Origin of the sequence: Parabacteroides sp. AF48-14 (assembly GCF_003477465.1) — a bacterium.
Taxonomy (GTDB): Bacteria; Bacteroidota; Bacteroidia; order Bacteroidales; family Tannerellaceae; genus Parabacteroides; species Parabacteroides acidifaciens.
Map to the genome: position 1 here is coordinate 38,870 of NZ_QUDI01000005.1, position 24,658 is coordinate 63,527.

18 protein-coding genes and 2 pseudogenes are annotated in these 24,658 nt (G+C 48.7%); 7 read left to right on the plus strand and 13 right to left on the minus strand.

Annotation, left to right across the window (positions count from 1 at the left end):
• Positions 1 to 13 precede the first annotated feature (13 nt).
• Positions 14 to 622: an L-threonylcarbamoyladenylate synthase gene (locus tag DW083_RS03600; protein WP_115500349.1), complete on the minus strand. Its 609-nt coding sequence runs from the start codon at positions 620 to 622 to the stop codon at positions 14 to 16.
• A 119-nt stretch (positions 623 to 741) separates the two neighbouring features.
• A complete protein-coding gene (locus DW083_RS03605; protein WP_122331458.1) occupies positions 742 to 1,599 on the minus strand; it encodes an enoyl-ACP reductase in 858 nt (285 codons plus the stop codon).
• Between the two features lie 174 nt (positions 1,600 to 1,773).
• Here DW083_RS03605 and DW083_RS03610 point away from each other — a divergent pair, with 174 nt between their 5' ends.
• Positions 1,774 to 2,673 carry a sugar phosphate isomerase/epimerase gene (locus DW083_RS03610; protein WP_122331459.1) on the plus strand — a complete coding sequence of 300 codons (900 nt, stop codon included), beginning with the start codon at positions 1,774 to 1,776 and terminating at the stop codon, positions 2,671 to 2,673.
• Here DW083_RS03610 and DW083_RS03615 read toward each other — a convergent pair.
• Together DW083_RS03615 and DW083_RS03620 are read right to left on the minus strand one after the other, a co-directional pair.
• Positions 2,674 to 5,138 (minus strand): annotated as a pseudogene (locus DW083_RS03615) (bifunctional UDP-N-acetylmuramoyl-tripeptide:D-alanyl-D-alanine ligase/alanine racemase).
• A gap of 22 nt (positions 5,139 to 5,160) precedes the next feature.
• Positions 5,161 to 6,144 carry a GSCFA domain-containing protein gene (locus DW083_RS03620; protein ID WP_122331460.1) on the minus strand — a complete coding sequence of 328 codons (984 nt, stop codon included), beginning with the start codon at positions 6,142 to 6,144 and terminating at the stop codon, positions 5,161 to 5,163.
• Positions 6,145 to 6,546: 402 nt separating this feature from the next.
• Between DW083_RS03620 and DW083_RS03625 the strand changes: the two genes are divergently transcribed.
• Complete coding sequence (locus tag DW083_RS03625; protein ID WP_122331461.1) at positions 6,547 to 9,924, plus strand: DUF6383 domain-containing protein; 3,378 nt, start codon at positions 6,547 to 6,549, stop codon at positions 9,922 to 9,924.
• Between the two features lie 983 nt (positions 9,925 to 10,907).
• On the plus strand, positions 10,908 to 11,549 hold the full coding sequence (locus tag DW083_RS03630; protein WP_233551743.1) for an outer membrane beta-barrel protein: 642 nt from the start codon (positions 10,908 to 10,910) through the stop codon (positions 11,547 to 11,549).
• Between the two features lie 123 nt (positions 11,550 to 11,672).
• Here DW083_RS03630 and DW083_RS03635 read toward each other — a convergent pair whose 3' ends face one another.
• Positions 11,673 to 14,492, minus strand: a complete 2,820-nt coding sequence (locus DW083_RS03635) for a TonB-dependent receptor (RefSeq protein WP_122331462.1) — start codon at positions 14,490 to 14,492, stop codon at positions 11,673 to 11,675.
• A 14-nt stretch (positions 14,493 to 14,506) separates the two neighbouring features.
• Complete coding sequence (locus tag DW083_RS03640) at positions 14,507 to 15,694, minus strand: DUF4925 domain-containing protein (protein WP_122331463.1); 1,188 nt, start codon at positions 15,692 to 15,694, stop codon at positions 14,507 to 14,509.
• Positions 15,695 to 15,849: 155 nt separating this feature from the next.
• Here DW083_RS03640 and DW083_RS03645 point away from each other — a divergent pair, with 155 nt between their 5' ends.
• The 3 genes from DW083_RS03645 to DW083_RS03655 all read left to right on the plus strand — a co-directional run bounded on the left by DW083_RS03645 (position 15,850) and on the right by DW083_RS03655 (position 18,849).
• The gene (locus tag DW083_RS03645; protein WP_122331464.1) at positions 15,850 to 16,701 is read left to right on the plus strand and encodes an AraC family transcriptional regulator; all 852 of its coding nucleotides are present in this window, start codon (positions 15,850 to 15,852) and stop codon (positions 16,699 to 16,701) included.
• Positions 16,702 to 16,880: 179 nt separating this feature from the next.
• Complete coding sequence (locus DW083_RS03650) at positions 16,881 to 18,125, plus strand: glycosyltransferase (RefSeq protein ID WP_122331465.1); 1,245 nt, start codon at positions 16,881 to 16,883, stop codon at positions 18,123 to 18,125.
• Positions 18,118 to 18,849, plus strand: a complete 732-nt coding sequence (locus tag DW083_RS03655; RefSeq protein ID WP_122331466.1) for an SDR family NAD(P)-dependent oxidoreductase — start codon at positions 18,118 to 18,120, stop codon at positions 18,847 to 18,849. The genes DW083_RS03650 and DW083_RS03655 overlap by 8 nt, the downstream gene beginning before the upstream one ends.
• A 3-nt stretch (positions 18,850 to 18,852) precedes the next feature.
• On the opposite strand, the gene DW083_RS03660 is transcribed toward DW083_RS03655, so the two are convergent.
• The 5 genes from DW083_RS03660 to DW083_RS03680 form a co-directional block, all read right to left on the minus strand.
• Positions 18,853 to 20,052 (minus strand): MFS transporter, encoded by a 1,200-nt coding sequence (locus DW083_RS03660; RefSeq protein ID WP_122331467.1) that lies wholly within the window; start codon positions 20,050 to 20,052, stop codon positions 18,853 to 18,855.
• A 24-nt stretch (positions 20,053 to 20,076) separates the two neighbouring features.
• Positions 20,077 to 21,186, minus strand: coding sequence for a 4-phosphoerythronate dehydrogenase PdxB (pdxB, locus tag DW083_RS03665; RefSeq protein ID WP_122331468.1), 1,110 nt, complete (start codon positions 21,184 to 21,186; stop codon positions 20,077 to 20,079).
• A gap of 34 nt (positions 21,187 to 21,220) precedes the next feature.
• Positions 21,221 to 22,075 (minus strand): hypothetical protein, encoded by an 855-nt coding sequence (locus DW083_RS03670; protein ID WP_122331469.1) that lies wholly within the window; start codon positions 22,073 to 22,075, stop codon positions 21,221 to 21,223.
• Between the two features lie 122 nt (positions 22,076 to 22,197).
• Positions 22,198 to 22,578, minus strand: coding sequence for a DUF86 domain-containing protein (locus tag DW083_RS03675; protein ID WP_122331470.1), 381 nt, complete (start codon positions 22,576 to 22,578; stop codon positions 22,198 to 22,200).
• A complete protein-coding gene (locus tag DW083_RS03680; protein WP_122331471.1) occupies positions 22,571 to 22,864 on the minus strand; it encodes a nucleotidyltransferase family protein in 294 nt (97 codons plus the stop codon). The genes DW083_RS03675 and DW083_RS03680 overlap by 8 nt, the downstream gene beginning before the upstream one ends.
• Positions 22,865 to 22,940: 76 nt before the next feature.
• On the opposite strand from DW083_RS03680, the pseudogene DW083_RS03685 reads away from it, so the two are divergent.
• Positions 22,941 to 23,099, plus strand: a pseudogene (locus DW083_RS03685) (helix-turn-helix domain-containing protein); the annotation flags it as partial.
• Here the strand turns inward: DW083_RS03685 and DW083_RS22525 are convergent.
• Both DW083_RS22525 and DW083_RS22530 read right to left on the minus strand, forming a co-directional pair.
• Positions 23,032 to 23,931: a hypothetical protein gene (locus DW083_RS22525; RefSeq protein ID WP_233551744.1), complete on the minus strand. Its 900-nt coding sequence runs from the start codon at positions 23,929 to 23,931 to the stop codon at positions 23,032 to 23,034. The pseudogene DW083_RS03685 and the gene DW083_RS22525 sit on opposite strands and share 68 nt — an antisense overlap.
• A complete protein-coding gene (locus tag DW083_RS22530; protein ID WP_233551745.1) occupies positions 23,916 to 24,632 on the minus strand; it encodes a hypothetical protein in 717 nt (238 codons plus the stop codon). The genes DW083_RS22525 and DW083_RS22530 overlap by 16 nt, the downstream gene beginning before the upstream one ends.
• Positions 24,633 to 24,658: the final 26 nt, after the last annotated feature.

Below are 24,658 nucleotides of genomic sequence, written 5' to 3' on the forward strand. Positions count from 1 at the left end.
CTTGTTTTGTTGCTTAATAGATTAATTCCCCTTTTCCCTGGCGGATGATTTCGAAGTCGTCGGTCGTGCAGTCCACAACGGTCGAGGCTTCTGTCCCTCCGTAACCGCCGTCGATCACGACATCCACCTGGTTCTCATATTTCTCTTCGATCAGTTCCGGGTCGGTACTGTATTCGATGATGTCGTCTTCATCGTGCACGGACATGGTCAGGATCGGATTGCCCAGTTCTCCCACTAACGTACGGATGATGTTGTTGTCCGGCACACGGATTCCGACTTCTTTCCTGTTCTTGTAAATCTTCGGCAGCTCGCTACTGGTAGGCAGGATGAAGGTGAAAGCGCCCGGCAGGTTTTTCTTCATCAGCTTGAACGCTGCATTGCTCACCTTGGCATATTCGCTGAGGTTGGACAGGTCGTAACAGATAATGGAGAGGTTGCTTTTCTGCGGATTGACGCCTTTCATCTGGCAGATCTTTTCGACTGCACGTACATTCAACGCATCACAACCGATGGCATAGACCGTATCGGTCGGATAAATCACAAGACCGCCGTCGCGCAGGATGCCGACTACCTTGTCTATTTCCCTGAGGTTGGGGTTTTCGGGATATATTTTTACAAGCATGGCTTTATAATTGAAAATTGACAATTGACAATTGACAATGGACAATTTGATTTGTTGACAGCAATGTATTGTGCTTTAATTGTCAATTGTCCATTGTTAATTGTCAATTTATTTACGGTTTACCCGTAAATAATGTGTCCGTTTTCGTCGGTATATTCTTCTAAACCTTTGCTGTATTGGTTCATGGCGCGAAGGCTCATGCCCATGCTCGAGAAGCCACCGTCGTGGTAGAGGTTCTGCATCGTTACCTTGCGGGTGAGGTCGGAGAACATCATGACGCAATAGTCCGCACATTCGTCGGCCGTGGCATTACCCAACGGACTCATCTTTTCGGCAAAGTCCAGCAGGTGATCCATGCCCTTCACACCGCTACCGGCTGTTGTCAGCGTCGGAGACTGTGAGATGGTGTTGATACGTACGTTCTTTTCACGGCCGTAGATGTAACCGAAGCTGCGGGCGATAGATTCTAACAGGCTCTTTGCATCCGCCATGTCGTTGTATCCGAAGAAGGTACGCTGAGCGGCCACATAAGAGAGGGCGATCACCGAACCGTATTCGGCAATGGCATCCTGCTTCTTGGCCACCTGCAACATCTTGTGGAAAGAGAGGGCGGAGATATCCAGTGTCTTTTCCAGCATTCCGTAGTCCAGGTCGTCGTACGTCCGTTTCTTGCGCACGTTCGGGCTCATACCGATGGAATGTAAAACGAAATCTACTTTACCTCCTAATATTTCTACTGATTTAGAGAATACAGTTTCCAGATCTTCTACGCTCGTAGCATCTGCCGGAATAACTTCGGCGTGCAACTTTTCAGCCAAGGCGTCCACCTGTCCCATGCGGACAGCGATAGGCGTGTTACTCAGCGTGATTGTCGCTCCTTCTTCTACGGCTCTTTCAGCCACCTTCCAGGCGATGGACATGTCATTCAGTGCTCCGAATATGATGCCTCGCTTGCCTTTCAATAAATTATGACTCATACCTTTTATTTATATATTACGGCACAAAAGTACGCAAAATGTGCAAGATACACAAAGGTTTGCCTTATTTCGACGGCTTGAGAAAGCGCGTTTCCAAATAATTCTTTATATTTGTCTACTCGTACAGTCGTCTCTAATACAACATTATCCATATATTAAATAATTATTTAGACCATGAAAAGACGTGATTTTATCGGGAAAGGTGCTTCCCTCTTTGCTTCCTGTTGTTTGTTACAGAAGTTGCCGTTGTCGGCGATGCCGGTTGTGAATGAATCGATGAAGAAAAACCGTAACCGGGTCGGCATACAGCTGTACAGTGTCAAAGACGACCTTGCCAAAGACTTTACCGGCAGCTTGCAGAAACTGTCGGACATCGGCTTCTCCTCTGTCGAAACATACGGTTTTGACGGCAATCTGTTCTTAGGGAAAAGGTTGAAAGAGGTCTCTTCTATCCTGGACGGGATGGGAATGACCCTGTCCGGAACTCATACTGGGTCGGCTATCCTTTCTGCTGATACGGGAGCCAAAGAATGGGACTCCTGGAAGAAATGTTGTGACGAGCTGAAGGCCGCCGGAGCAAAACGTGCCATCCAGTCCTGGTTGCCGGCAACAAAAACGACGGACGATCTGAAGCGACTGGCCGACCATTACAACCGGGTAGGGGAAGTCTGCAAGAAGTCGGGCATCAAGTTCGGACACCATAACCATTCCGCCGAGATGAAGACGGTCGAGGGAAATGTTATCTTCGATTACCTGATCCAGAACACCGATCCTTCCCTTGTCTTCTTTCAGTTCGACCTCGGACATGCTTTGGAGGCAGGCGCCGATTGTGTCGCTTATCTGAAGAAATATCCGGGCCGTTTTACCTGCTGGCACGCGACTGACCATAAGATAAACTCCGGTAGTCGCGAGTTGGGAAAGGGCGATGTCGATTTCGACGCCTTGTTTGCGCTGGCAAAGCAATCGGGCCTCGAAGAACTGGTGGTTGAACAAGAGTCCGGTGACGATCGCTTTGCCTGCTGTAAAGTCGACTTTGATTTCCTCCGTAAATATCCCTGGGCGAAAATCAAATAACTATTCTCTGTAATACACCCTCTTTACACGGGGCGATATCGAGGTCAGTATCTCATACGGTATAGTCTTCAGCTTGTCAGACAGTTCGCTGACCGGAAGTTCCTCGCCGAAAATGATAACGGTGTCGCCTTCGTTCGCATCGATGTCGGTGACATCTATCATGCAGGCATCCATACAGATATTGCCGATAATCGGGCAACGCTGCCCGTTGATCGAAACCTCACCGCCTCCGTTGCTGAAATGGCGGTCCAGGCCGTCGGCATATCCGATCGGGATGATGGCTATGCGGGAATCGCGTTTCACGTAACTCATCCGGCTATAGCCGATCGAGTCGCCCGCCGGAACGTTCTGTATCTGCAGGATGGTTGTTTTTAGCGTGCTGACATTGCGCAACCCTTTCTGGCCGGACGCACTGACACCGTACAGGCCGATGCCGAGGCGCACCATATCCATCTGATAATCGGTAAAGCGTTCGATGCCGGCCGAGTTCAGGATGTGTTTGATTACCTTGTATTCCAAGCCCGCTTCAAGCTCGCCAGCCGCCTTGGTGAATGTCTCTAACTGTTTCTTAGTGAAATCGTCGAATACATAAGAATCGCTGCCCACCAGATGCGAGAATACCGAGCGGGCTACAACACCGCTCTGTTTCTTCAGGCGTTCACATATCTCGGGCACGTCTTCCGGCTGGAATCCCAGACGGTGCATGCCGGTGTCGATCTTGATATGAATCGGGTAGGAGGTAATGCCCCTGCGCTCCGTCTCCTTTATCATTGCGTCGAGCAGGCGGAAACTATACACCTCCGGTTCGAGCTGGTTCTCGAACAGGACATTGAAACTGCTGAATTCCGGGTTCATCACGATCAGGGGGATAGAAATCCCCTCTTTGCGCAACTCCGCTCCTTCGTCGGCAACGGCAACAGCCAGATAGTCGCAACGATGCTCCTGCAACGTCTTGGCCAACTCATAGGAGCCGGCTCCATATCCGAGGCTTTCACCATGCAGACCATTTTAGTTTCCGGTTTCAGCTTCGAACGGTAATAGTTGAAGTTGTGGACGATGGCGTCCAGGTTGACTTCCAGAATCGTCTCGTGCACCTTCTTCTCCAACAGTTCGGAGATACGTTCGAAATGGAACTGGCGAGAGCCTTTTATCAGGATCAGTTCGTTCTTGAACTTCTTGAACGACGCGGATTGGATAAAGTCCTCCGTCGAGAGGTAGAATTCCTTTTCTATATCGAACACGTTCCCGTATTCTTTCAGGTCGCGTCCGATGCCGATGATACGGTCGATCTTCTTCCGGCCTACCAAGTCCGCTACCTTCTTATAAAGGGATTTGGGCAATGTGCCCGACTGCAGGATGTCCGAAAGGATCAGCGTGCATTTCATATCTTTGCCTACGCGCCGGCTCTGCTGGAAATCGAGCGCGATGTCCAGTGAGTTGATGTCCGAATTGTAAGTGTCGTTTATCAACAGGCAGTTGTTGATGCCCTGCTTTACATCCAACCGCATGGCGACCGGTTCCAGTTGCTTGAACTTCTCGGCGTCGTTTACACTGGTCGGTTTCAGATACAACATCACGGCCATGCAATGGATCACATTCTCGATGGAAGCATCATCCGTAAACGGGATCGTATAAGTACGGTCGAAGCCTAAGAGGGTGCAGCGGATAATCGTTTCCGACTCCTTCTTCTTGATCGATTCGATGTATAACGGGGCTTCCGAGTCTTTCCGGCTCCAGGTGATTGCCTTATGGGACAAGCAAGCCGATTCGATACAGTTGGCGATGAAGGCGTCGTCTCCATCATAGATAATAGCTTCGCAATCGTTGAACAGCATGAGTTTCTCCAGGCATTTCTGTGTGGAAGAGATGAAGTTCTCCTGATGCGCCTCCCCGATATTCGTGATCACACCGATGGTCGGCGCAATGATCGGTTGCAGGCGTTCCATCTCGTCCGGCTGCGAGATACCCGCCTCGAAAATACCTAACGTGTTTTTGTCGTTCATCTGCCATACGGACAGCGGCACACCCAACTGTGAGTTATAGCTGCGGGGTGAACGGACAATGTTGAACTCGTTATGCAACAGCTGGTAAAGGAACTCTTTTACAATCGTCTTGCCGTTGCTTCCGGTAATGCCGATCACCGGGATGTTGAAACGTTTCCGATGGTGGATGGCCAGCTTCTGGAGAGCTTTCATCGAGTCTTTTACAACCAGGAAGTTGGCCTCGGGCATCGACTCGAATTCCGGCAATACCTCGTTGACAACAAAGTTGCGTACGCGCAGTTTGTATAATCCTTGTATATAATTGTGCCCGTCGTTGCTTTTAGTCTGGAGGGCAAAGAAAAGACTTTGTTCCGGGAATGAAAGGCGACGGCTATCGGTAAGCAAGATGCTGATGCGGTCGTCATGTAACTTCTTGGCGTCAGCTCCGATGATTCCGGCGATTTCTATTATTGAGTATTCCATTCTTCTATCTCTATAATTAGGTTTAGAACTTCTTTTTAATCACTGCTATCTCATTTGTCATATCAAAGTAAGGGAATTTCTCGTTAAGTCGTTCCATCTTTAACAAAGTTTGCGAGATGAAGTGCTTATAGGCTTCGCTTTCCGGCTGGAAAGGCTTATGATTAATGGCCTTTTGTATATCCTTCCATTCTTTAAGGATTGCCTGTGTCTCGCGGGAGAGCATCGTTTCCGTGAACCGTTCCCAGATATATTCGACCGCCTGCAGAGAGGGATGCAGCATATCGTCCGCATAGAAACGGTAATCCCGCAATTCGTCCATCATGATCTCGTAGGCAGGGAAGTAGGCGGTCTGTTCCGGAAAGTCCTTTTGCAGTTGTTCGACAGCTAACAACAGGGTCGCTTTGCTCAACTGGTTTCCGTGCGCCCCGTCCTTCCAGTGGCGGATCGGGCTGACGGTAAACAGTATTTTCAGCTCCGGATTCTGTTCCCATAGCGAGAGAAGGAGGCTTTTCCATTCCGCCGTAATCTCGTCGACCGACAGCATTTGGCGATCGAACATTTTCTCCGGCAGTTTGTGGCAGTTGGAAACGATTTTCCCTGTGCTTCTCAGCCTGTACACCCAAGCTGTGCCGAGCGTGATGATCATCCGCCGTGCTTTCCTGATTATTTCGGCTGAACTGAACAGTCTCCCGTTGATGTTTTCCAGGCATTCCGTTTCCGACGGGGAAGAAAAGCGGCTGTGGTGGCTGAAGCTATGGTAAACGCCTTCGTGCCGGAAAAGATCGTCGCCCGTAAAACGTTCCGGATGTAACAGCATACGGATTGCTTCGGCTATGGAGGAAGGGTTGTAGAGCGTACCGAACGGATTCAGGTCCGTCTTGAATTTGTTCTCCTCCAACTTCTTCCCGATATTCTCGGCAAAACAGGAACCTAACAAAACCGTTTGTTCCGTATAGGAAAATGCAAACGGAGCTTTGGGGATGGATATACGGGTATAAAGGTCCATATTGCGATTCGTTTTTTATGGTCTGCAATATTACAAATTTATTTTCAGAAATTGGCTTCTTGGTCCAGAAGCCAATATTGCCTCTTTTACCCCCTTTCTCGCGCTATCCCTTCAAAAACAACAAATTTGCACTTCGAGCACTACTTGAATGAAAGGGGTGTAAGTGATTATAAATAAGAAATATATGGGCGAAGACGGGAGAACGCGAAAAAGCCCGTTTTTTAGGGGTAAAAACGACCTGTTTTTAACTTGTAACTGATTGGGAATAAAAAAGATAGGAGGCAAAAGCAAAATGACGAAAAAAAACGTACGTATTTGTAGTCAAAATACAATCGTTAACATTCACGAGATGCTATACATTATATAACACATAAGTTTTATTACTAATTAAATTATTAAATTATGAACAAAAAGTTTTCTACGCTTTTGACCGGCGCTCTGCTGGTCGGTTCAGTTGCTGCGAATGCTGCTGCTACCGGTATCACTGTAGATGTCGCAACTAAGATTGAGCAGTTGACGAATGGTTCTCGTTATTATGTACTGTCTACTGCCCAAGTTCAGAATTCTGGTGCTGCTACGACTGTTCTTTCTATGGCTAATGGTAAGGTAAGCAGTGCTCAATCAGACAACACTGCTGTCAACAAGGAACTTTGGAGCATTAAAGTTAATGCTGTTGCCGGTGCTAACCGTTTTGTCTTCACAAACAAGGCGGAAGGTATGACTCTTTCTTTTGATCCTGCAAATGCGATTGATATTTCTGCGGGTAATGTTGATCTTCCTACTACTGGTGACAAAGCATTTCAGATGACCGATGTTGAAACTGAATGGAGCTGGGTTACAACTAAGGATGCAACTGCTGAACTTGCAGATGTTGTGGGACTTGCAGCTTATTTCCACAAGGACTCTGTTATGAAATTGTATCAACTGACAACTGGCGGTGAGGTATTTGCTGTAAAATATGCTAATACTGCTACTGGTGCTGGTCTTGTTTCTGGTGCTTCAGAAGTTAAGGTTCAGGCAGTTCAACCAGGAACTCAGATTCTTACAGCTAAAGATTTGAACGTATTAGGTGAAGGTGCTAACAAGTACTTCACAATTGATGCAGGTCAGACCTTGAAAGGCAATCCTTTTGCTGGTGCTAAGTGGCAGGCACAAACAATTGCGACAGGTGGTTCAACTAATACTAATGCCGCAAACTTTGTTTATGGTACATCGACAACCGGTATGGTTGCTACAACTACAGATTATGTTGTATTGAACAAAATCGGTTCTGACAATAAGCCTTCTTTTACATTTGCCAATGTTGATACTGCGTTTTATGATGGTGTTGCCATTAATAAAGACACTTGGTATAAATTGACTACATCAGCAGGTAAAGTAACAAGTGCAGCTGGCGTAGTTTCAACATTAGACTCTTTGGCTAAAAAGGGCGGTCTTGCTCAGGAAGCATTCGAGTTCCAATTTACACGTGACTTATTTAAAGATAGCGTAATTGTAGCTGTTAATGCTAATGGGTTAAAGGAATATAAAGATGATATGGCTAAACCGGCAGATGAAGTATTCGGTAGATTGACTCATTGGGCTACTACACAAAAGGATGAAACAAAGAAAAACTATACCACTTTATCTTATGCCTTGTTGGATAACGCAAATGTCTTGACTCTTTATACAGCAAGTAAACCCGAAAATCTTCCGTTCTACGTATCCGGCGCACTTGTTGAAAGCACCGCTACCTCTGTCAACGACGGTCTGTACTACATCAAGAACAAAGCTGGTCAGTTCCTGGCTGCTCCTATCTATAACACTACAAACGGAACAACTTCTGCAGCTAAATGGGTAACTGTAAACGGTGGTTTGCAGGAAGTGGCTCATATGCCGGCTTACCAGTGGGTTGTTTTGAAAGATAAGATCTATTCTGAAACAGCTAAAAAGACTTCTACGGTTACAATTACAAACCGTGAGTTTACAGCAACTGAAGCTTCTGCTGTTCAGTTGAACCAGAAAGACGAAGCAAGCTGCCTGTATGTTGGTGCTGCTTTCTTAGACGTACTTAAAACTACAGACTCTCTGAAATTCGTCCAGATCGAAGACCTGGCTATCCTGTCAGATACTTTGTTAGGTTATAAGAACTTCGAGGCAGACTCTCTGTTGGTAAACCGTTATACATTCAACTATCTGCACGACTATGCAGACAGCAAGTATATCGTTAAATCTGCAAAAGACTCTTTGGCTCAGGCTACGGATGGAACTCAGCCGTTTGTAATTGAAGCAGAAGAAGACATCTATGATTATGGTTATGAAGTAACTCCTGCTATCGCAGAACGTATCGCTGGCTTGAAACAATTACGCAGACAGGCTTACCAGGTATATCTTCCGACAGCAAAGGGCAAACTTTACCTGTCAAAGAATGCTGAAAACAAGTATATGTTTACAGTTCCGGATTACGGCACTCCTTCTACTTTCTTGTTCAAGGAAGAAAACGATCTGACAAACAACAAACATTATCATGCATTGGTAGCTGTTGAACAGGATGAAGATTGGGGTACGCTTGCAAGTGAATCATACACTAAAGTCGGTGTTATCGACGCTTCCGCTATCCTGGAAGACCAGAAAATGAGCGAACAGAGAACATCTGCTTTCAACATCGGTAAATACGATGCTCCTCTGTACCGTCGTTTCAACTCTATGAAGTTGGAAGGCAACGCAGGTGATGCTGCCGATACATTGCGTTTCGTAGAAAAGTATCGTAAAGAATACCTGCAGGTTGAAGCTAACGAAAACTTCAAGGTTAAGGGTATCGACTTCTTAGGTATCTATACTCCGGACTTCACGAAAGACGGTAAATCGTTCATCGTTGACACTGCATTCGTAAACCGTTGGAGCGGTAACATCAAACCTCAGTATTTGATCTCTATCGATCGCGACGATGCTCCGGGTAAAGACGCTGAACCGTGTCCGTTGGAACACAATCATGGTTATGACAAAGATGGCAAACCGTTAGACAAATGGTCTTGTTCACATGCAACTCCGGCAACAGCTGCCTTCCATTATGGTAAATACCTGGTTAACTTCGCAGATTCTGTAGATCATGCTGCTAAGAGTGCTGATTACGGTTGGAAGGGTTATACACGTGCCGGTTTCGTGAAAGCCGTTCACATGGGTGATAGCCTGTATATCCTGGCTGGTCAGTTTGCTGATGTAACTCCTGCTACTTTCGACACTGCTGCAATCCACAAAGCTGTTAAGGACAAGAAATATGCTGAAGAGTATATTGTAGACCTGCAAGGTGACGAACATAAACTTGTAACATGGTCAATGCGTTTTGTTGATCCTGAAAATGCTGCAAACGAAGCAGAAGAAGACCGTGCATTCTTGATGGAATCTCAGGGAGAAGAACGCGATATCGCTCCGACTACAGGTGAATGGCTGAAGATGCAGAACGGTTGTATCGTATTGTCCGGTACTGCTGGTGCTCCGTCTACATTCGACCAGATTACAGGTGAAGACGATGCTTTGATCTTCAATATCGAAAAGGGTAACAAAGATGATATGGCTACTGACAACGAACAAATTGCTACTTCTGAAGTAACAGTTATCGCTCAACAGGGTGCTGTAAGAATCGCTAACGCTGAAGGCAAGAAGGTTGTTATCACGAACATCTTGGGCCAGACAATCGCTAACACAGTCATCACTTCAAGCGACGCTGTAATCGCTGCACCTGCCGGTGTAGTAGTTGTAGCTATCGAAGGCGAAGAAGCTGTAAAAGCAATCGTAAAATAAGAATGAAATTATAATCAAATAATTCTAAAACAGGCCGCGCGGGTTTGTACAGACGGACGGCTGTCCGTCTCGATCAACACCAATTACCCTGTGACAGGCGAACAAGCGGTCAAGTTTAATATTAATAATACTAAAGTATATTGAATTTAAAAAGTTCAATGTAGCCGGTAACCCTGTGAAGGACGAAAGCATACAAAAGATTAGCCCCGGGAGATGGTAACACTTCCGGGGCTTTGTCGTTTTGTGTGGGTGAGGTTCCGGTCTGTATAATTAAGCTATTGAACCTTCTGCAAACAGGAATTATACAATAACCCCTTTTTCTGGCGTTTTTCTATTTCATCTGAAATCTTGATCGATTTTGAACTGACTTTTTTCACTGTTTTAGCTTGTTCAACTGACAATAGATAAAACGAGGTGCGCAGTCCGTCTCGGAAGGCATACAATTTGATTGCCGGAAAGCAGAAACAGTGACAATGTGATAAACCTTAACTCCCGGAGAATCGAATATTTGAAAACAAAACGGACGGCGTTCCAAATATCTCAAGGAAATTTAGGGGCTTTTTTGCCATGAAAACGGTCCTCTTTTCGATTACGACCGTCCAAATCGCCATTACGACCGTGCTAATCTTCGCGAGGTGCCGAGTGCACTACACATTAGCACGGTCATAATGGCAAAGAGGACGGTCGTAATTGATGGAAACGCTCAAAAAAGGCGGAAAAGTCCCTTTTTGAGACCGAAAAAGCAGATTAACATTTGTTTGGTTTCGGATATATTTTGAGTCTAAAAAATGCGTTTTATACAATAAGCCCCCCTCGGTGGAAATACACAGGCATGAAAACGGAGGCGAATGGTTTGTGCGGAAGAAGGGACGGACTGTGTTTAAAGGTCAAAAGAAAATGACGCTGATAATGACAAATTTATAGCTATTCGTTTGGATGTGAGCCTGTAAATTCATAGCTTTACGATTCTAAACAATATCGCCATGAGAAGAACAATTTATCTATTTGTATTTACGTGCCTGCTGTTGCTTCCTTTAGTATCCAATGCACAGCTTAAATCGGGTATTGTAGTTGGTGGAGGTGATAGCTGGATGCACAAGTCGAAAATTAATTCACCTTTATTATCAGGAGAAAGAGATTTGAATTGGGATCACCGTTTCAGTTTTAATGCTGGATATCAGTTCCAATATGAATTTAAAAATCATTTTTTGATTGATGCAGCTTTGTTGTATCAAGCGAGAAGAGTGAATATCGCTTACCAGGAACAAGGAATGGACCCTAATATAGATTACGGCAAACAGCAACTTGGCGGAGCTATTTACGATAAAACAAAATTATTTAACGGATTATCGCTGAATGCTGTCGTGGGCTATAAGTTATGGAAAGGACTAAAAGCCGGAATCGGGGTGGAACCGACGATCTATTTCAATACGACAAGCGAAAATAATATGACAGATGATAAATTTGATATTCCTCTTGTTGTAAAAGTAGGCTATGATTTCAACTGGTTTCAAGTCGATCTGTCTTATAAGAACGGATTCAAACGGCTTTACTGGAATCCTGTAGTTGGCAATACAGATACAAGAGACTTGCAGGTGTCGATCTTTGTTCCGATTTTTAAATGATCATTGATACAACTTGCCTCGGTTTTGAAACAAAAATCATATAGTTATCCTGATAATCACTGTTTAAAAAAACAATAAGCGGCAAAGAAATCAACCTGATCTTTTTGCCGCTTATTCTTTCGTTTAGAAGTTCACATTCAACTGCATCACGAACGTCCGGGGAGGTGAGACCAGCATCGGGCGGGTGGTGTATTCTTTGTTGAACAGGTTGTTGACCATGAACTGGACGGAGGTCTCTTTTGTGATCTTCACGCCGGCACGGAGGTCAACCACGCAGTAAGGCGTGTTGTGATCCATCCAATAGGAGGTGAGCGTTTCTCCGCCCGAGTTGCCATACAAGACGTAGCGTATGTAATCCATCAGTTCCGGCTGCGATTTTTCGCGTTCGTCCACCATCAGGTAGTCGACGGCCAGCGTCTTGCTCTTCCAGGCGATGTTGGTGCCTAAGCTCAGGCGCTTCCACTGGAAGTCGAGGACGGCTTTTACGGTGTGTTTCTGGCGGTACTTCAGGTATTTGGACGTGTTGGATTTCTCTTTCATGCGCATCGGGTCGTCGAGGAGCGCTTCTTCTGCGTTCTTGCGCTTGTAGTCGACGTCTTCCGGTTCGATAAAGACATATCCCAAATTGTAGGTCAGCGTGGTGTTCGGGTTGAACGTGTAGACGCCGTTCGTGCTGATCTCCGCTCCGTAGATACGGGCTTTCGAGACGTTGTAGAACTGGGCGCCGAATCCCGGCATCTGGCCTTGGGAGACCATGTTGAGGAAGTCACGCGTGCCGTTGACATATTCGAAGGTCGAGTTGTTGAAGATACCGAAACGGAACTCGATCATGTCGGTGTACTGGGTGTAGAAGCCCGCCACGTCGAAGAAACCCATCAGGTTGCCGAACTTATAACCCTGCTTGAATCCTAACTCGGCGTTAACCCCTTTTTCCGCTTTTACCTGGTTGTTCGGGTAGACGCCGACACCGCCGATGTCTTTGCGGGCGTATTTCTCTGTCAGAGAGGGATAGCGGTAGCCTTGTCCGAAGCTGGCGCGGATAAAGCTGTAGTCGGCAAGCTGGTAGTTCAGCCCGGCACGGAAGATCGGCTTGACCGGGATGTGGGTGCCGAAGAGTTTCGTGTCGGCTTCGCGCAGGTAGTCGTCCACACGGTAATATTCCGCACGCATACCGGCCGACACGCCCAGGCGGTCGAAGAAGCGCTGGTCGTACTGGACGAACAGGGCGGCGTTGTCGCTGTCGTGCGTGCCGGTCATGTTGGAGACGCTTTTCATGTGCTCGTAGGTGGCGCCTGCCGTCAGCTGTGTGCCGCTGTCCCATTTCTTGTTGAACTGGTAGTCGACATAATAGGTGTAGTTCTTATCGATATCGGTCAGTTTGTCTGTTTTGTTTCCGAGCGCGCCCGAGAGCCAGGGGATCAGATCCGACTGGTCCGTGGGAAGGCCGTTTTTCATCACCCACGCTAACAGGTCGCAATAGTCGCCGGTCGTCGCGGTCGGGAAAATGCCGTTCAGGATATTGGTCGCCCCGTTGACGATCCCGCCTAAGTCTCCTTGCAGGATCGGCTGGATGACCGGGAAGAAGGTGCTGTAGTCGCCGTTCTGGATGTTCTGCACCAGGCCGGTGATCGAGTTGACATCGGTGCCCATATTGCCGAGGATGTCGAGGATGGACTTCTGGTTGCTGGTTCCCTGTCCGATATTGTCGCCCCGGTAATAGAAGCGGGCTTTGATCTTGTGAGACGTGTTGTTGTTCGGATTCGTAAAGTTGAAGAACGGGTCGAGATAGAAGGTGTTCGCTTCGCGTCCCATATTGGCGATGGCGGAGGGCTGGTAAGCCTCTTTCGGCGAACGCCAGAGGAAGAAGTCGGCATAGTTGTCGGCCATATAGTTGGTGTTGAAACCGTAGTTCAGCAGTTTGCCGTCCGGCATCGGCTGGTGGTACGTCAGGTTGCCGCCTACACGGAAGCGTTTGTTATAGCCCTGTTCGCGGAATCCTTCGTCGGTGAAAAGGTTCAAGCCTGCCGAGACGTCGAAATCGCCGATGCGCCGTGCGTGCGACACGTCGAACCCTTCATACAGCGGGTTGCGGATGCCGGAAAGTACGCTTTTGCGCAGGAACGGCTCGACGTCGTATTTCCCGTCCCGCCAGAAAGCTTTGTCGCTCCACTGGTAGTCTTCATTCGCCGGGTCGCCATACACGCCGACGTAGGCGCGGAGGCTGGTGGTCGGTGTCAGATTGGGCCGTTTGGTCCGGATGTTGATCACGCCGTTCAGCGCTGACGAACCGTACAGCACGGAGGAAGCGCCTTTCATCACTTCCACCTGTTCGATGTTTTCCAGCGGGACGATGTTCCAGTTGATCACGCCGCTTCCCGGCATCAGGGCGTTCATCCCGTCGATCAGGACGAGGCTTCGCGAGCCGACGCCGTAGGTCCAGCCGTTACCGCCGCGGATGGAGGGCTGCCGGTCGTTGATGTCCACGCCCGGCATCGTGTTGAGTGTCGAGCTCAGGTCGGTCGGCGCCTGCCGGGCGATGTCGCCCGCTTTCAGGAGGTCCATCGAGACGGTCACGTCGCTCAGTTTCTGTTCGAAACGTCCGGCGCTGACCACCACGTCGCCTAACAGGTTCGACTGGATGTGCATGCGGATGTCCTTTACTTTCACGTCGCCGCGGTTGAGTACTAACGGCACCAGTTCGTTTTCGTATCCGATGTAACTGAACAGCAGGTCCACGCCTCCTTCCGGAAGTGCGATCTCATAGGCTCCGTCGGGGTCCGAGATCGTGCCGTTCGTGTCTCCATTGATCTTCTTGTATGTGATGTTGACGCCGGCCAGCGGTTCGTTGTTGTCGGCGTCATAGACATGTCCTTTCAATGTCTGTCCGAAGGCCGCCCCGGTGAAGAGCAGCAATGAAAAAATCAGGCTATATAGCTTTCTCATGATGAATTGCTTTTTTAATAATTAGGTTTGTCCTTATATAAGTAAATACCGATTTCGATAGGAATTGTGTTCAGTTCCTGGATCAGCTGGTCCAGTATCGCGCCGACGGTTTTGCCTTGTAGGAGCAGGCCGGCGAGACCGGCAAACTGGGGCGGTATCATGTCGCCGATCAGATCCATGACAGGCGCATCTAACGTCTCGGCAGGGATAAGCATTTTGACAATGGGCAGCAGGGTGAGCAGCTTCTGCAGTTCCGTTTTGTTGAGTAGCAGGATGATGTCGCCTTGTGCCGGGTTGCTGCTCGGGCGAATCTCCATTTTGATGCCGGTCGTCGACCAGCCGATGATCTTTTGGTAAGCCGCCATGATGGCGTTTTCCATTGCGCTCTGGTCGGAGTCGGCTTTCGTCTGTTTGTTCATCATCACCTGGCGGATGATCATGTCGATTTGCAAAGTGACGTAGAGGGAATTGTTTTCCGCGTAACAGGTCGCTAAGTTGGCGGGCGAGGCGGTCCAGTCGCTTGCGGGATGCTTGACATACGTGCCGATCAGGTCTCCTATCGCGACGGAGTCGGGCAGGGGCGCGTAGTTAGCGATGATGTTGCCGTCCGGGCGGAAGGTGATATCGTCGAGGACGGAACTGATCAGGTTGCCGACGAGTTGGCCGCCGATCATATTGTAGAGCATTCCGAGCATCGTTTGCATGCCGCCGTTGTCCACATTATAATAGGAGGCATTGTTGTGGGCGATATACCAGGTCCCGTTTGCCGTCAGCTGGTTGGCGGGAATGGTGATGTCCGACAGTTCGAGTGTCATCTTTCTTTTCTGTACGCTTCCCTGATAATGAAAGGCGGTGCCGGTTGCGGCGGTTGCGCTTCCGCTAAATGTATAGCCGTCTGCGGCGGGTGAAAGAGGTACGTTTTCGAGTTTCGTCTCTCCGTCGTGCGGTAGTACATATTTAAGAATGAGATCCGCTGTTTTTCCGTCTCCCGTCTTGAATTCGACGTCTTTCCCGATAAAAATATTCCCGTTGTAGCTTAAAACTAATGAGTCGCCGTTTGCCGGGGCACTTAGTTTATTGGAATAAATCCCGCTCAGGCCTGCCGGGGAGAGACCTTTGTCGTTATCGTCATCATCGCAGGATATCAACAGGATAGCCATCGCTATGGCACAAATAAAACGTAGTGATAATTTTCTGTTCATAGAGTATTCTTTTTATCGAATTATAGGATGGTACAAAGAACAGGCTTATGTTCGAACCAAACAATCTCCATATTTGGGAATGTATGTTCTATTTTTAAGAATGTTGGGTGAGGTAAGTATATTTTGTTACTTTTGATACGACAAAAAGATGTGATATGAAGATAGACGTTGACTTGCCTAAATTTGACATTCCGAAAGATTATATTGTGGGTGATGGTATCACGGGTGATATCCTGAATATGTACGGGCTTTTCCCTTGTAAGATAAAGGCCGGGGTGTTTGCTTTTTGTACGCAGGGGACGATCCGGCTGACGATTAACCTGAGCGAATATACAGTCCGTGCCAATGATTTTGTCACATTGCTTCCGAATACTTTTATCCAGATCCATGAGGTGTCGGACGATGCCCGGGTCTGTTTCGTCGCCTTTTCCTCCCGCTTTCTGGAAGGGATCAACTTTATCCGGACGATCTCCAATCTGATTGTGACGATTATCGAGAACCCGGCGGTGCCCTTGTCTGAGAATGCGGCGGCTATCTATAAAGACTTTTTCGCCCTGTTAGTGCGTGCCGACAATGATCCGGATTCGATCTTGTTTGCCGATAGCCTGAAGCCTATCCTCGATCTTATCTTCCAGGGAATCATCAATATGTACAAGAAGATCAGTACCTGGCGCGAACCGGTATTGAGCCGCGACAAGGAGATTGCCCGCGAATTTGTGCAACTTGTCTGGCAGTATTATACGAAGGAACGCAGCGCCTCTTTCTACGCCAGTAAGCTGCGGATCACGTTGCCTCATTTCTGTTCCGTGATCAAGAAGACAACCGGAATGACAGCTTTGGATATCATCGCCAGTGTCGTGATCCTGGATGCCAAAGCCCAGCTGAAATCCACCAACCAGCCGATCAAGGAAATATCGATCGGACTGGGCTACAGCAATGTAGCGTTCTTCGACAAATATTTCCGCCGCTATGTCGGCATGTCTCCGTTAGAATACCGGAACAGCTAAAAGGACAGTATTGGCAAATATTAAAATCTGAATGACGAATCGTAAAGATGGATGTTGATTGGTAATGAGATAAATACGTTCTTTGTCCATTATGTTAATGAGTATGTTATTAGGCTTCCTCGCCTTTTTAGTCCGTTGGCTGTTTAAACGGAAGGCAGGAGCTAAAAAAGAACAGCGCGATGAAAATACTACTGGTTACAAGGGGGTCGCAAGGTGATGTGCTTCCCTATTTAGGTGTTGCCCGTGAATTGGTGAACCGGGGTCATGAAGTGACGGTTAACCTGCCCCACCTTTTCGAGAATATAATCAAGGGATATGGTCTGAACTATGTCTTGCATCCGTTTGACGACATAACCGGGATGATGGCCGGTGTCGAACAGCAGTCGCAGAGTGTGAAGACTGTCTTGAAGTGGACTCGCGATACGATCGGTGCACAGTTCGAGCAGCTGATCCCTCTGTTGCAGGAACACGATATAATGGTGGCGACAAACTCCGAATTTTCGGCGACCAGTGTGGCCGAATACTGCCATAAACCGCTTATCCGTACGGCATACGGGCCGTTCCTGCCAGGAAACAAGATTCCGCCCGCCGTCTTTCCTTTTCCTAAGCCGCATCCGATTTTCCAGCCGCGTCTGCTGTGGTTCCTGATGAACCGGATGTCGAACTTTACCGCGCGCGACACGGTGAACCTGAACCGCGAGAAATACGGGCTTCCTCCGATCCGGAACTTCGGGCATAACGCGGCGTTGGCGGCGGACAATTATATGATATACAGTCAGTACCTCGGCCAGTCGGATCCGGAATGGAGCAAACGGTTCCGCTGGAAGGTCGGCGGATACTGCTTCAACGATACGTTTGAATATGACGAGGCGGCCTATCAGGAAATGATGTCTTTTGTGAAAGCGAAAGATACGCCTGTCCTGTTTTTCACCTTGGGCAGTTGCAGCGCGAAAGACCGGAACCGTTTCTGCGAGATGTTGCTGAAGGTTTGCAAACGGCATGATTTCCGGCTTATCGTCGGTTCGGGCTGGGCTAAGACCGGGGCTTCGATGCAGACAGACGAGCATCTTTACCTGATGCAGCATCCTGTGCCTCACTATCTGATTTTCCCGCATTGCGACGGCGTGATCCATCATGGCGGTTGCGGAACGACACATAGTGTTGCGCGTGCAGGCCGTCCGCAATTAGTCACTCCGCTGATTGTCGACCAGCATTACTGGGCTTATCGCACCCTTCAGCTCGGCCTCGGCCCGGAACGGGTCAAGATTGCCAAAGTGTCGGAAAAGGAACTGGACCGCAAGATATACGATTTGGTCTCCAACCCGGACTATAAGAAAAACGCCGCCGCTTTAGGCGAACAGATCCGGAGCGAACGGGGCATTGAGAATATGTGCGACTATATAGAACGTTTTGGTCATGAGTAAGAATGCAATCGTAATCGGGGCGACATCTGGCATCGGTCGCAGTGTGGCCGAATGCTTAGCTGCCCACGGCTACCGGGTCGGGATCACGGGCCGCAGAATCGAACTGCTGCAAGAGATGGAACAGGCTGCACCCGACAGTTTCGTCGCCATGCAGATGGATGTGATGCAGTTGGAGCAGTCTGTCGAACAGCTAAAGGAACTGATAGCCCGCTTAGGTGACCTGGATTTGCTGATGATAAATTCAGGCATCGGCGATCTGGACCGGGAACTGGATTTCGCCATCGAGCGGAGGACAATCGAAACGAATGTCCTGGGAATGGCTAATCTTGCCGTGTATGGAACCCACTATTTTATTAACAGGAAAGCAGGGCATCTGGTCCTGATGTCTTCCGTCGCCAGTATCCGGGGAAGTAAGATCGCTCCGGCTTATAATGCTTCGAAAGCCTTTATCTCCAATTATGCGGAAGGGCTGCGGCAGAAGGTGAACGGGTTGCCGATCACCGTCACCGATATCCGTCCGGGTTTTGTCGATACGGCGCTCGGACAAACCTATCCGATTCATTTCTGGCTGTCGACTCCCGATGAGGCTGCCGCCGATATCTATAAAGCAATCTGTAAAAAGAAGAAAATCGCCTATATTTCCGGGCGTTGGAAATGGGCGGCCTACATGATGCGCCTGATTCCTGCCGGCGTCTATTGCCGGATGGGAAAAAGATTACAATAGAACTTATCTTAGTTTATTCCGGTTGAAATGCGGACCCGCCTTGAACAGGAAGAATAGCGTGGACAGGATTGTCAGACATGCCCCGAACAGGTAAGCGTGGTTGAACCCTCCGAAGGCTTGCGCAATGCTTCCGCCCGCCATCAGTCCGATCCCGATGCCGACATCCCAGCTGGTCAGGTAAGTCGAGGTCGCCGTCCCGCGCTGGCTGTTGGGCGCCAGGTTCACAAACAGCGTGTTGAAAGCCGGGAACATAGTCCCGAAAGCAACCCCTTGTGAGAGCGCAATCCCGATATACAGATAAGAGGTAAAGCCCGGATTCCACCGCATCAGCCTTTCCAACGCCGCCAGCCCGAAGAAGCTCGCTGCTGCCAGATACATCCCTAATGAAATAACTAACGTGATCCTTCCTTTGTCCACCTGCCGTCCGGAGAATAGCCGGGAGACAGCCAGACCGATCGCCATAAAGGTAAAATAGAGTCCCGAATTGACGGAAATCCCGATTTCATCGGCATACATGGCGACGTATGTGGTTGTCATGCCGTATGGAATGGAGAGCAATAGCAGGGAGATTCCCGCCCAGGTCCCTTTCACTAAGAAGAAGCGGTCTAAGGAGATCGGCTCCTTCTTGATCGTTTGCTTCAGAGGCGTTTTAACCAGATAGGCCATGATGAATCCAAGAAAACAGGAGACGAGCGAGCAGGCAAAAATCGTTTCGTACGAGAAACTGGTGTGCATGAAAAGTCCGGTCATCGGCCCGAAACTCATGGCGATGTTGTTTGCTAACCCGTAATAACCGATCCCTTCGCCGCGGCGCGAGGAGGGCAGGATGTCGATCACGATCGTATTGCCCGACACCGTCACCATCCCGAAGGCGAAGCCGTGCAGGATGCGGAATACGATAAACAGGCTCAACAGGCTGGCAATCATATAACCGGCAAAAATAACCATGAAGACGGCGTAGGCGATCAGATACAGCGGCCGCCGGGCAAACGTGTCTAACAGATAGCCGGAGAACGGGCGGATGCACAGCGCGGCAATGGTGTAGCACGAGAGGATAAACCCGATCATCGACCTGTCCGCGTTGAACTGATCTTGCAGGTAAAACGGCAGGATCGGCAATATCAGATAGAATGCAAAGAACAGCAGAAAGTTGGCTGCCAGAATGTAGCAGAAGCTGGGTGAAACGAGTTTGTCTTGCGCCATTATATTACGTCTTATTACGCGTTATTATTGAATCCTGAATCCTAAATTCCGAAGCAGTGCGGCTTCGCCCGGCGTCGCGTGTGCGATTGTGTATGCCCGGTATTCCCGTGGATGGCGGTAATTCGCCCGGAACCATTCGAACTTGTCCGGCTCTTTGCGCAAAGCCTTGTCCACGGCGAGCGGGTCGAAGGTGGCAAGGATTGCCTGCTCGATCCGGTTTCCGGTGAATGCATTTAGGTCGATTATGGGGTTTGCGGGCGCGGGCGGCACGACTTCACCTATCTTTTCCACTTTCACGCCGAAGAAGGCTTCGATGTTTTCGAGGCACATACGCGTCCCGTTCGCTTTCCCGTCGGCGGAGAAACCGGCTATGTGCGGAGTGGCTATCGCTGCCGCCGCCAGCAGTTCGCGGTCGATGCGGGGCTCGTTTTCCCAACAGTCGATGATCAGTTCGCCAACCTTTCCTTCCTTCCGGGCCTGCAAGAGGGCTTGCGTGTCGTGGACGGCCCCGCGTGAGGCATTGATGAACCAGGGTTTGCGCCGGAGCTTCCCGAAGAATGCAGCGTCCGCCAGGTGACGGGTGGCAAAGCGGCCTTCCTTGGTCAGAGGCGTATGGAACGTGATGATATCAGCCTGTGCGGCAATGGTATCTAACGGTACGAAGCCGCTTTCCCCTTCCGCCTCTGCGCGTGGCGGGTCGTTGCGGAGCACTTTCATTCCGTAGGCTGTGCACAGTTTCTCCACCTCTTTCCCGACATGGCCGACACCGACGATCCCGATTGTCTTTCCCTGAAGTGTTTCCCCTTTGCGAAGTGCTGTCGTAATCAATCCGGCAAGCACGTACTGGGCGACCGAGACGGCGTTGCATCCCGGCGAGTTCTTCCAGGTGATGCCTACTTCGTCGCAATAGCGGGTGTCGATATGGTCGAAGCCTATCGTGGCGCTGGTGATCAGCCTGACACGGCTTCCTTCGAGCAGTTCGCGGGTGCATTTGTCGATGCTGCGTACGATCAGTGCGTCTGCATCGTGAATCCGGTCCGGTGTAAATTCGTTGGATGTGAGGTATGTTACATCAGCGATAGGCTCTGCGACCCCTTTCAGATAGGGAACGGTGTTGTCGGCAACTATTTTCATCTTTTTGTCCTTTTGTCGGGGACAAAGATAGACATTATTTGTTGAACTTGACATAATTCAGACGCGTGTACCTGACGCCATAACTCTCGTAAGTCGCCGCTATCCGGGCCGAGGCGATACGGAGAAATTCTCCCGGTTCGTAGGCATGTTCCAGCGAAGGCAACTGTCCGGATACGCGGCTCGGATGCCTGGACGGGAGCGTGAGACAGACCAGATTCCCGTCCCTGTCGATTGTCGTCAGGCGCTGGCGGACGTAAAAGAGCGGGATCGTGCCGTCGAGACCGGTCTTGTACGGATCGTCTTCTAACCTGACTTTGGTCACTTTCAGAGTCAGGCCGGTCAGCTTGTCGCCCGGCTTTCCTAAATACTGGCTTGGCGGGCGCGTCTGCTGTTTCTTTTTCAGCATCTTGTCGAGCTGTACCATATTATAGGCTTGTGCCATCTTGACGAACCGTTCCTGTTTCGGGATGCGCGCCGTGAACTTGCAAGCGATCCAGTTGATATAACCCGGATCGATCTTCGAGACTTCATACAGGAAATGTCCGCGGTATTTGCCGAACGGAACCAAGTCGTCGCCATGCGTGGACATCCTCTTTTCATTATAGTTGGTGATCAGGATGCACCGGTTGGAATACCACAGTTCCGACGTCACGAGCCGGAGCGAAGCGACGATGCCGGGTTTCAGGTCTTCGATGTACAGGAAGGAACGCCTGTCGAGCAGCGGCGTGTAAAACCAAAGGCTGTAGTTAGGATGTCCTTCGGTCGGAAGAACAACAAGATAGCATCCCGCCTCTTTGTAAGAAGCTTTTCCCTGATTGTAAGTATTCAACTTCTCATACAGAAGAATCTGTTCCTGCTCGGATATATCGGGTAACCTGGGATTTGCCATATCATTACCTCCTTTTTGTCAAATATAGGAAAAAGGATTGAGATATGCAAATTCCGGATTGCCGTTTACTTGCTCAGATTGTATTACTTTTTTCGATGCTCAGGTTAAAGAATAAACATGCATTATAGGTAATTCGGCAATTCTTTTTTCATTTGTCGGACTGTAGACAAGAGGGATATCAAATCTGTATTTATTATATTGAATATTTCTTCTTCATCAATCCGGTGATATTCATGAGCTATGATATCACGCAGCCCCATTATCTGATTCCACGGAATATCAGGATAGTTTGTTAAATAACCATGTAATGTTTTATTATCTATCGTTTTAATACTTTCTCCAATAAAGATTAGCTGCATACAAATTCCACTTAAAAGAAAAGTTCCTTCTTGATCTAATAAAAAATCATCTGGAGTTGAAATCTGTTGAACTTTACTTTGAATTAAGAGGATCGCACTCTCGACTCGATCCAACAAGGTCTGAATGCGAGCAATATCAAACATAAAGCAAGTCTTTTGATATATTTTGTAAAAAAGCAGTCCCCGTAAGTTGTTTACGCAAGCGAATGATATCGACTTTGCAGCCAAATAGAACCTCCAACTCCTGTTTCATTCGAGAACGTAGGAGAATATCGGGTTTCCCTTCATAGGCAACATCTATATCACTATCATTAGTCTGTTCACTACGGACTACAGAACCGAAAAGTGCCATTCGGACTACCCCGTAAGCTTTTGCCTGATTCTGGAAATAATCTCGCAACAACTCTATATATTCTTCTTTGGATCGCATAAACAGACTTTTTTACAAAGAAAAGCATAAATATCTATCTATACAAGGATGTAATTATATTTAATGTGCTGCTTTTGACGATTATTTTGCATCCCGCAGCCTGGATGTATTTGTTACCAAGCTTCGCAAATTGTTTGCGGACGATCCTTCTGTAGAGATCCAGACAGTCAGAGGGGTGGGGTTGATGCTGGTGGAAAACCCAGACGGTTTATCGTCCGGTACGCATCCTGGATGATTGCGGGTGGGAAGCCGTTTATCTCCAACAGGCGGATGGCGTTGCGGCGGTAGAGGGGGCCGCTTTTCAGTTTATAATCGAATGAGAAGGAGTTGCCGTGTATCACTTCGCTGAAATGATAGAGGTCGTATTCGGAGTCGAGCAGTGTGGCTAACTCCGTGTCGTGCGTGGAGGCGACGATGATGTTGTCCGGCGTGTTCAGGTAGGATAAGACAGATTTGGCTGCGGCGATCCGCTCTGTCGTGTTTGTCCCTTTGAATATCTCGTCGAAGAGGAACAGGTGGGTGTTTCCGTCCTGGCTCCGGTCGATCATGTCCTTGATTGTGTCGACTTCTTTCATATAAAAGCTTTTCCCTTCCGAAAGATTGTCGGCAAGCATCAGGGCGGAATAAATGTTTATGGGGGCGGAGAGGCGGAATGACCGGGCAAAGGCGGTGTGTAATGTCTGGGCCGTTAGGACATTGATCCCGGCTATGCGGATGAAAGTGGTTTTGCCAGACATATTCGAACCGTTCAGCAGCACTGATTTCCCTTCTATCGTAATGGAGTTTGCAACGCAGTCCTCGATCAACGGGTGATACATCTCTTCACTGGCTAACCTTTGCTTCCCTTCGGTTTTTCCCGGCAGGCAATAATAAGGTAGCTCTTCCCGCAGGAAATAAACAGACAGCAAGCTGTCCACCAGACCGACAAACCGGTATACCGTCTCGATTTCCCGGTTCTTGTTCTTCAGGATGGAGACGGATTGCAGGAAAGAGAGCGGTTCCGTCAGGAAGAATATATGGATCAGTTCGGTGAAAAACCAGACAAACGCTGCTATATCACTTTGCATCTTGTTCTCCATGCGGAGGAATAAGGCAGTCCGCCGGATGGGTTTGAGTGTGGCCAAAGCTTGGGGATATCTTTTGTCAGTTTGCTTAGTTCCGGATATTTGCACAGCTTGCCGGCGATACTCATAAGCTTGATCAACTGGGGAACGGAATAGATATAATCGATGCTTTTCATTTTAAATGTGTAATGAATGACAACATTTGCAATGATAGCGGTTAGGAACAGTATTCCGTACGCAGAAACTTGTGTTAACAGATAGAGAAGCAGGAACAGCGTTGGCAGGAATTTCAGGACTGTAAAGGCAATTTTCGCCTTTCCGGAAACGGTGGGAAGCTCATCTGTCAGCAACCGCACGATCATATAAGCCTCCGTGTCCCGCAAGCCGGACAATACTTTCGTCAGCCTCTCCCGCAGACCGTCGTCGGTTTGCAGGTGGCCGATGATGTCTTCGTTCTGTTCGATCTCCCCTGTCGTTCGGGGAACGGTGCATAATGTATGGTACAGGTATTGTTGACCGACCCCCGATTGTGTCCTGTCCACAAACGTAAACAGCTCCTCAGTCCCCAGGTCCGAGCAGGTCTGTTCGGACAAAGCATGACTCCCTTCCTCCTGCTTCTTATAAAGGAAGTAAGCCGCGATATCCATAAGGTTGAACTCCTCTGTCTTGATCTTGCCGGGGTGGTTGTTTGCTGTTTGTTTCATTTGTTGCACTTGCCTCTGTTATAGTT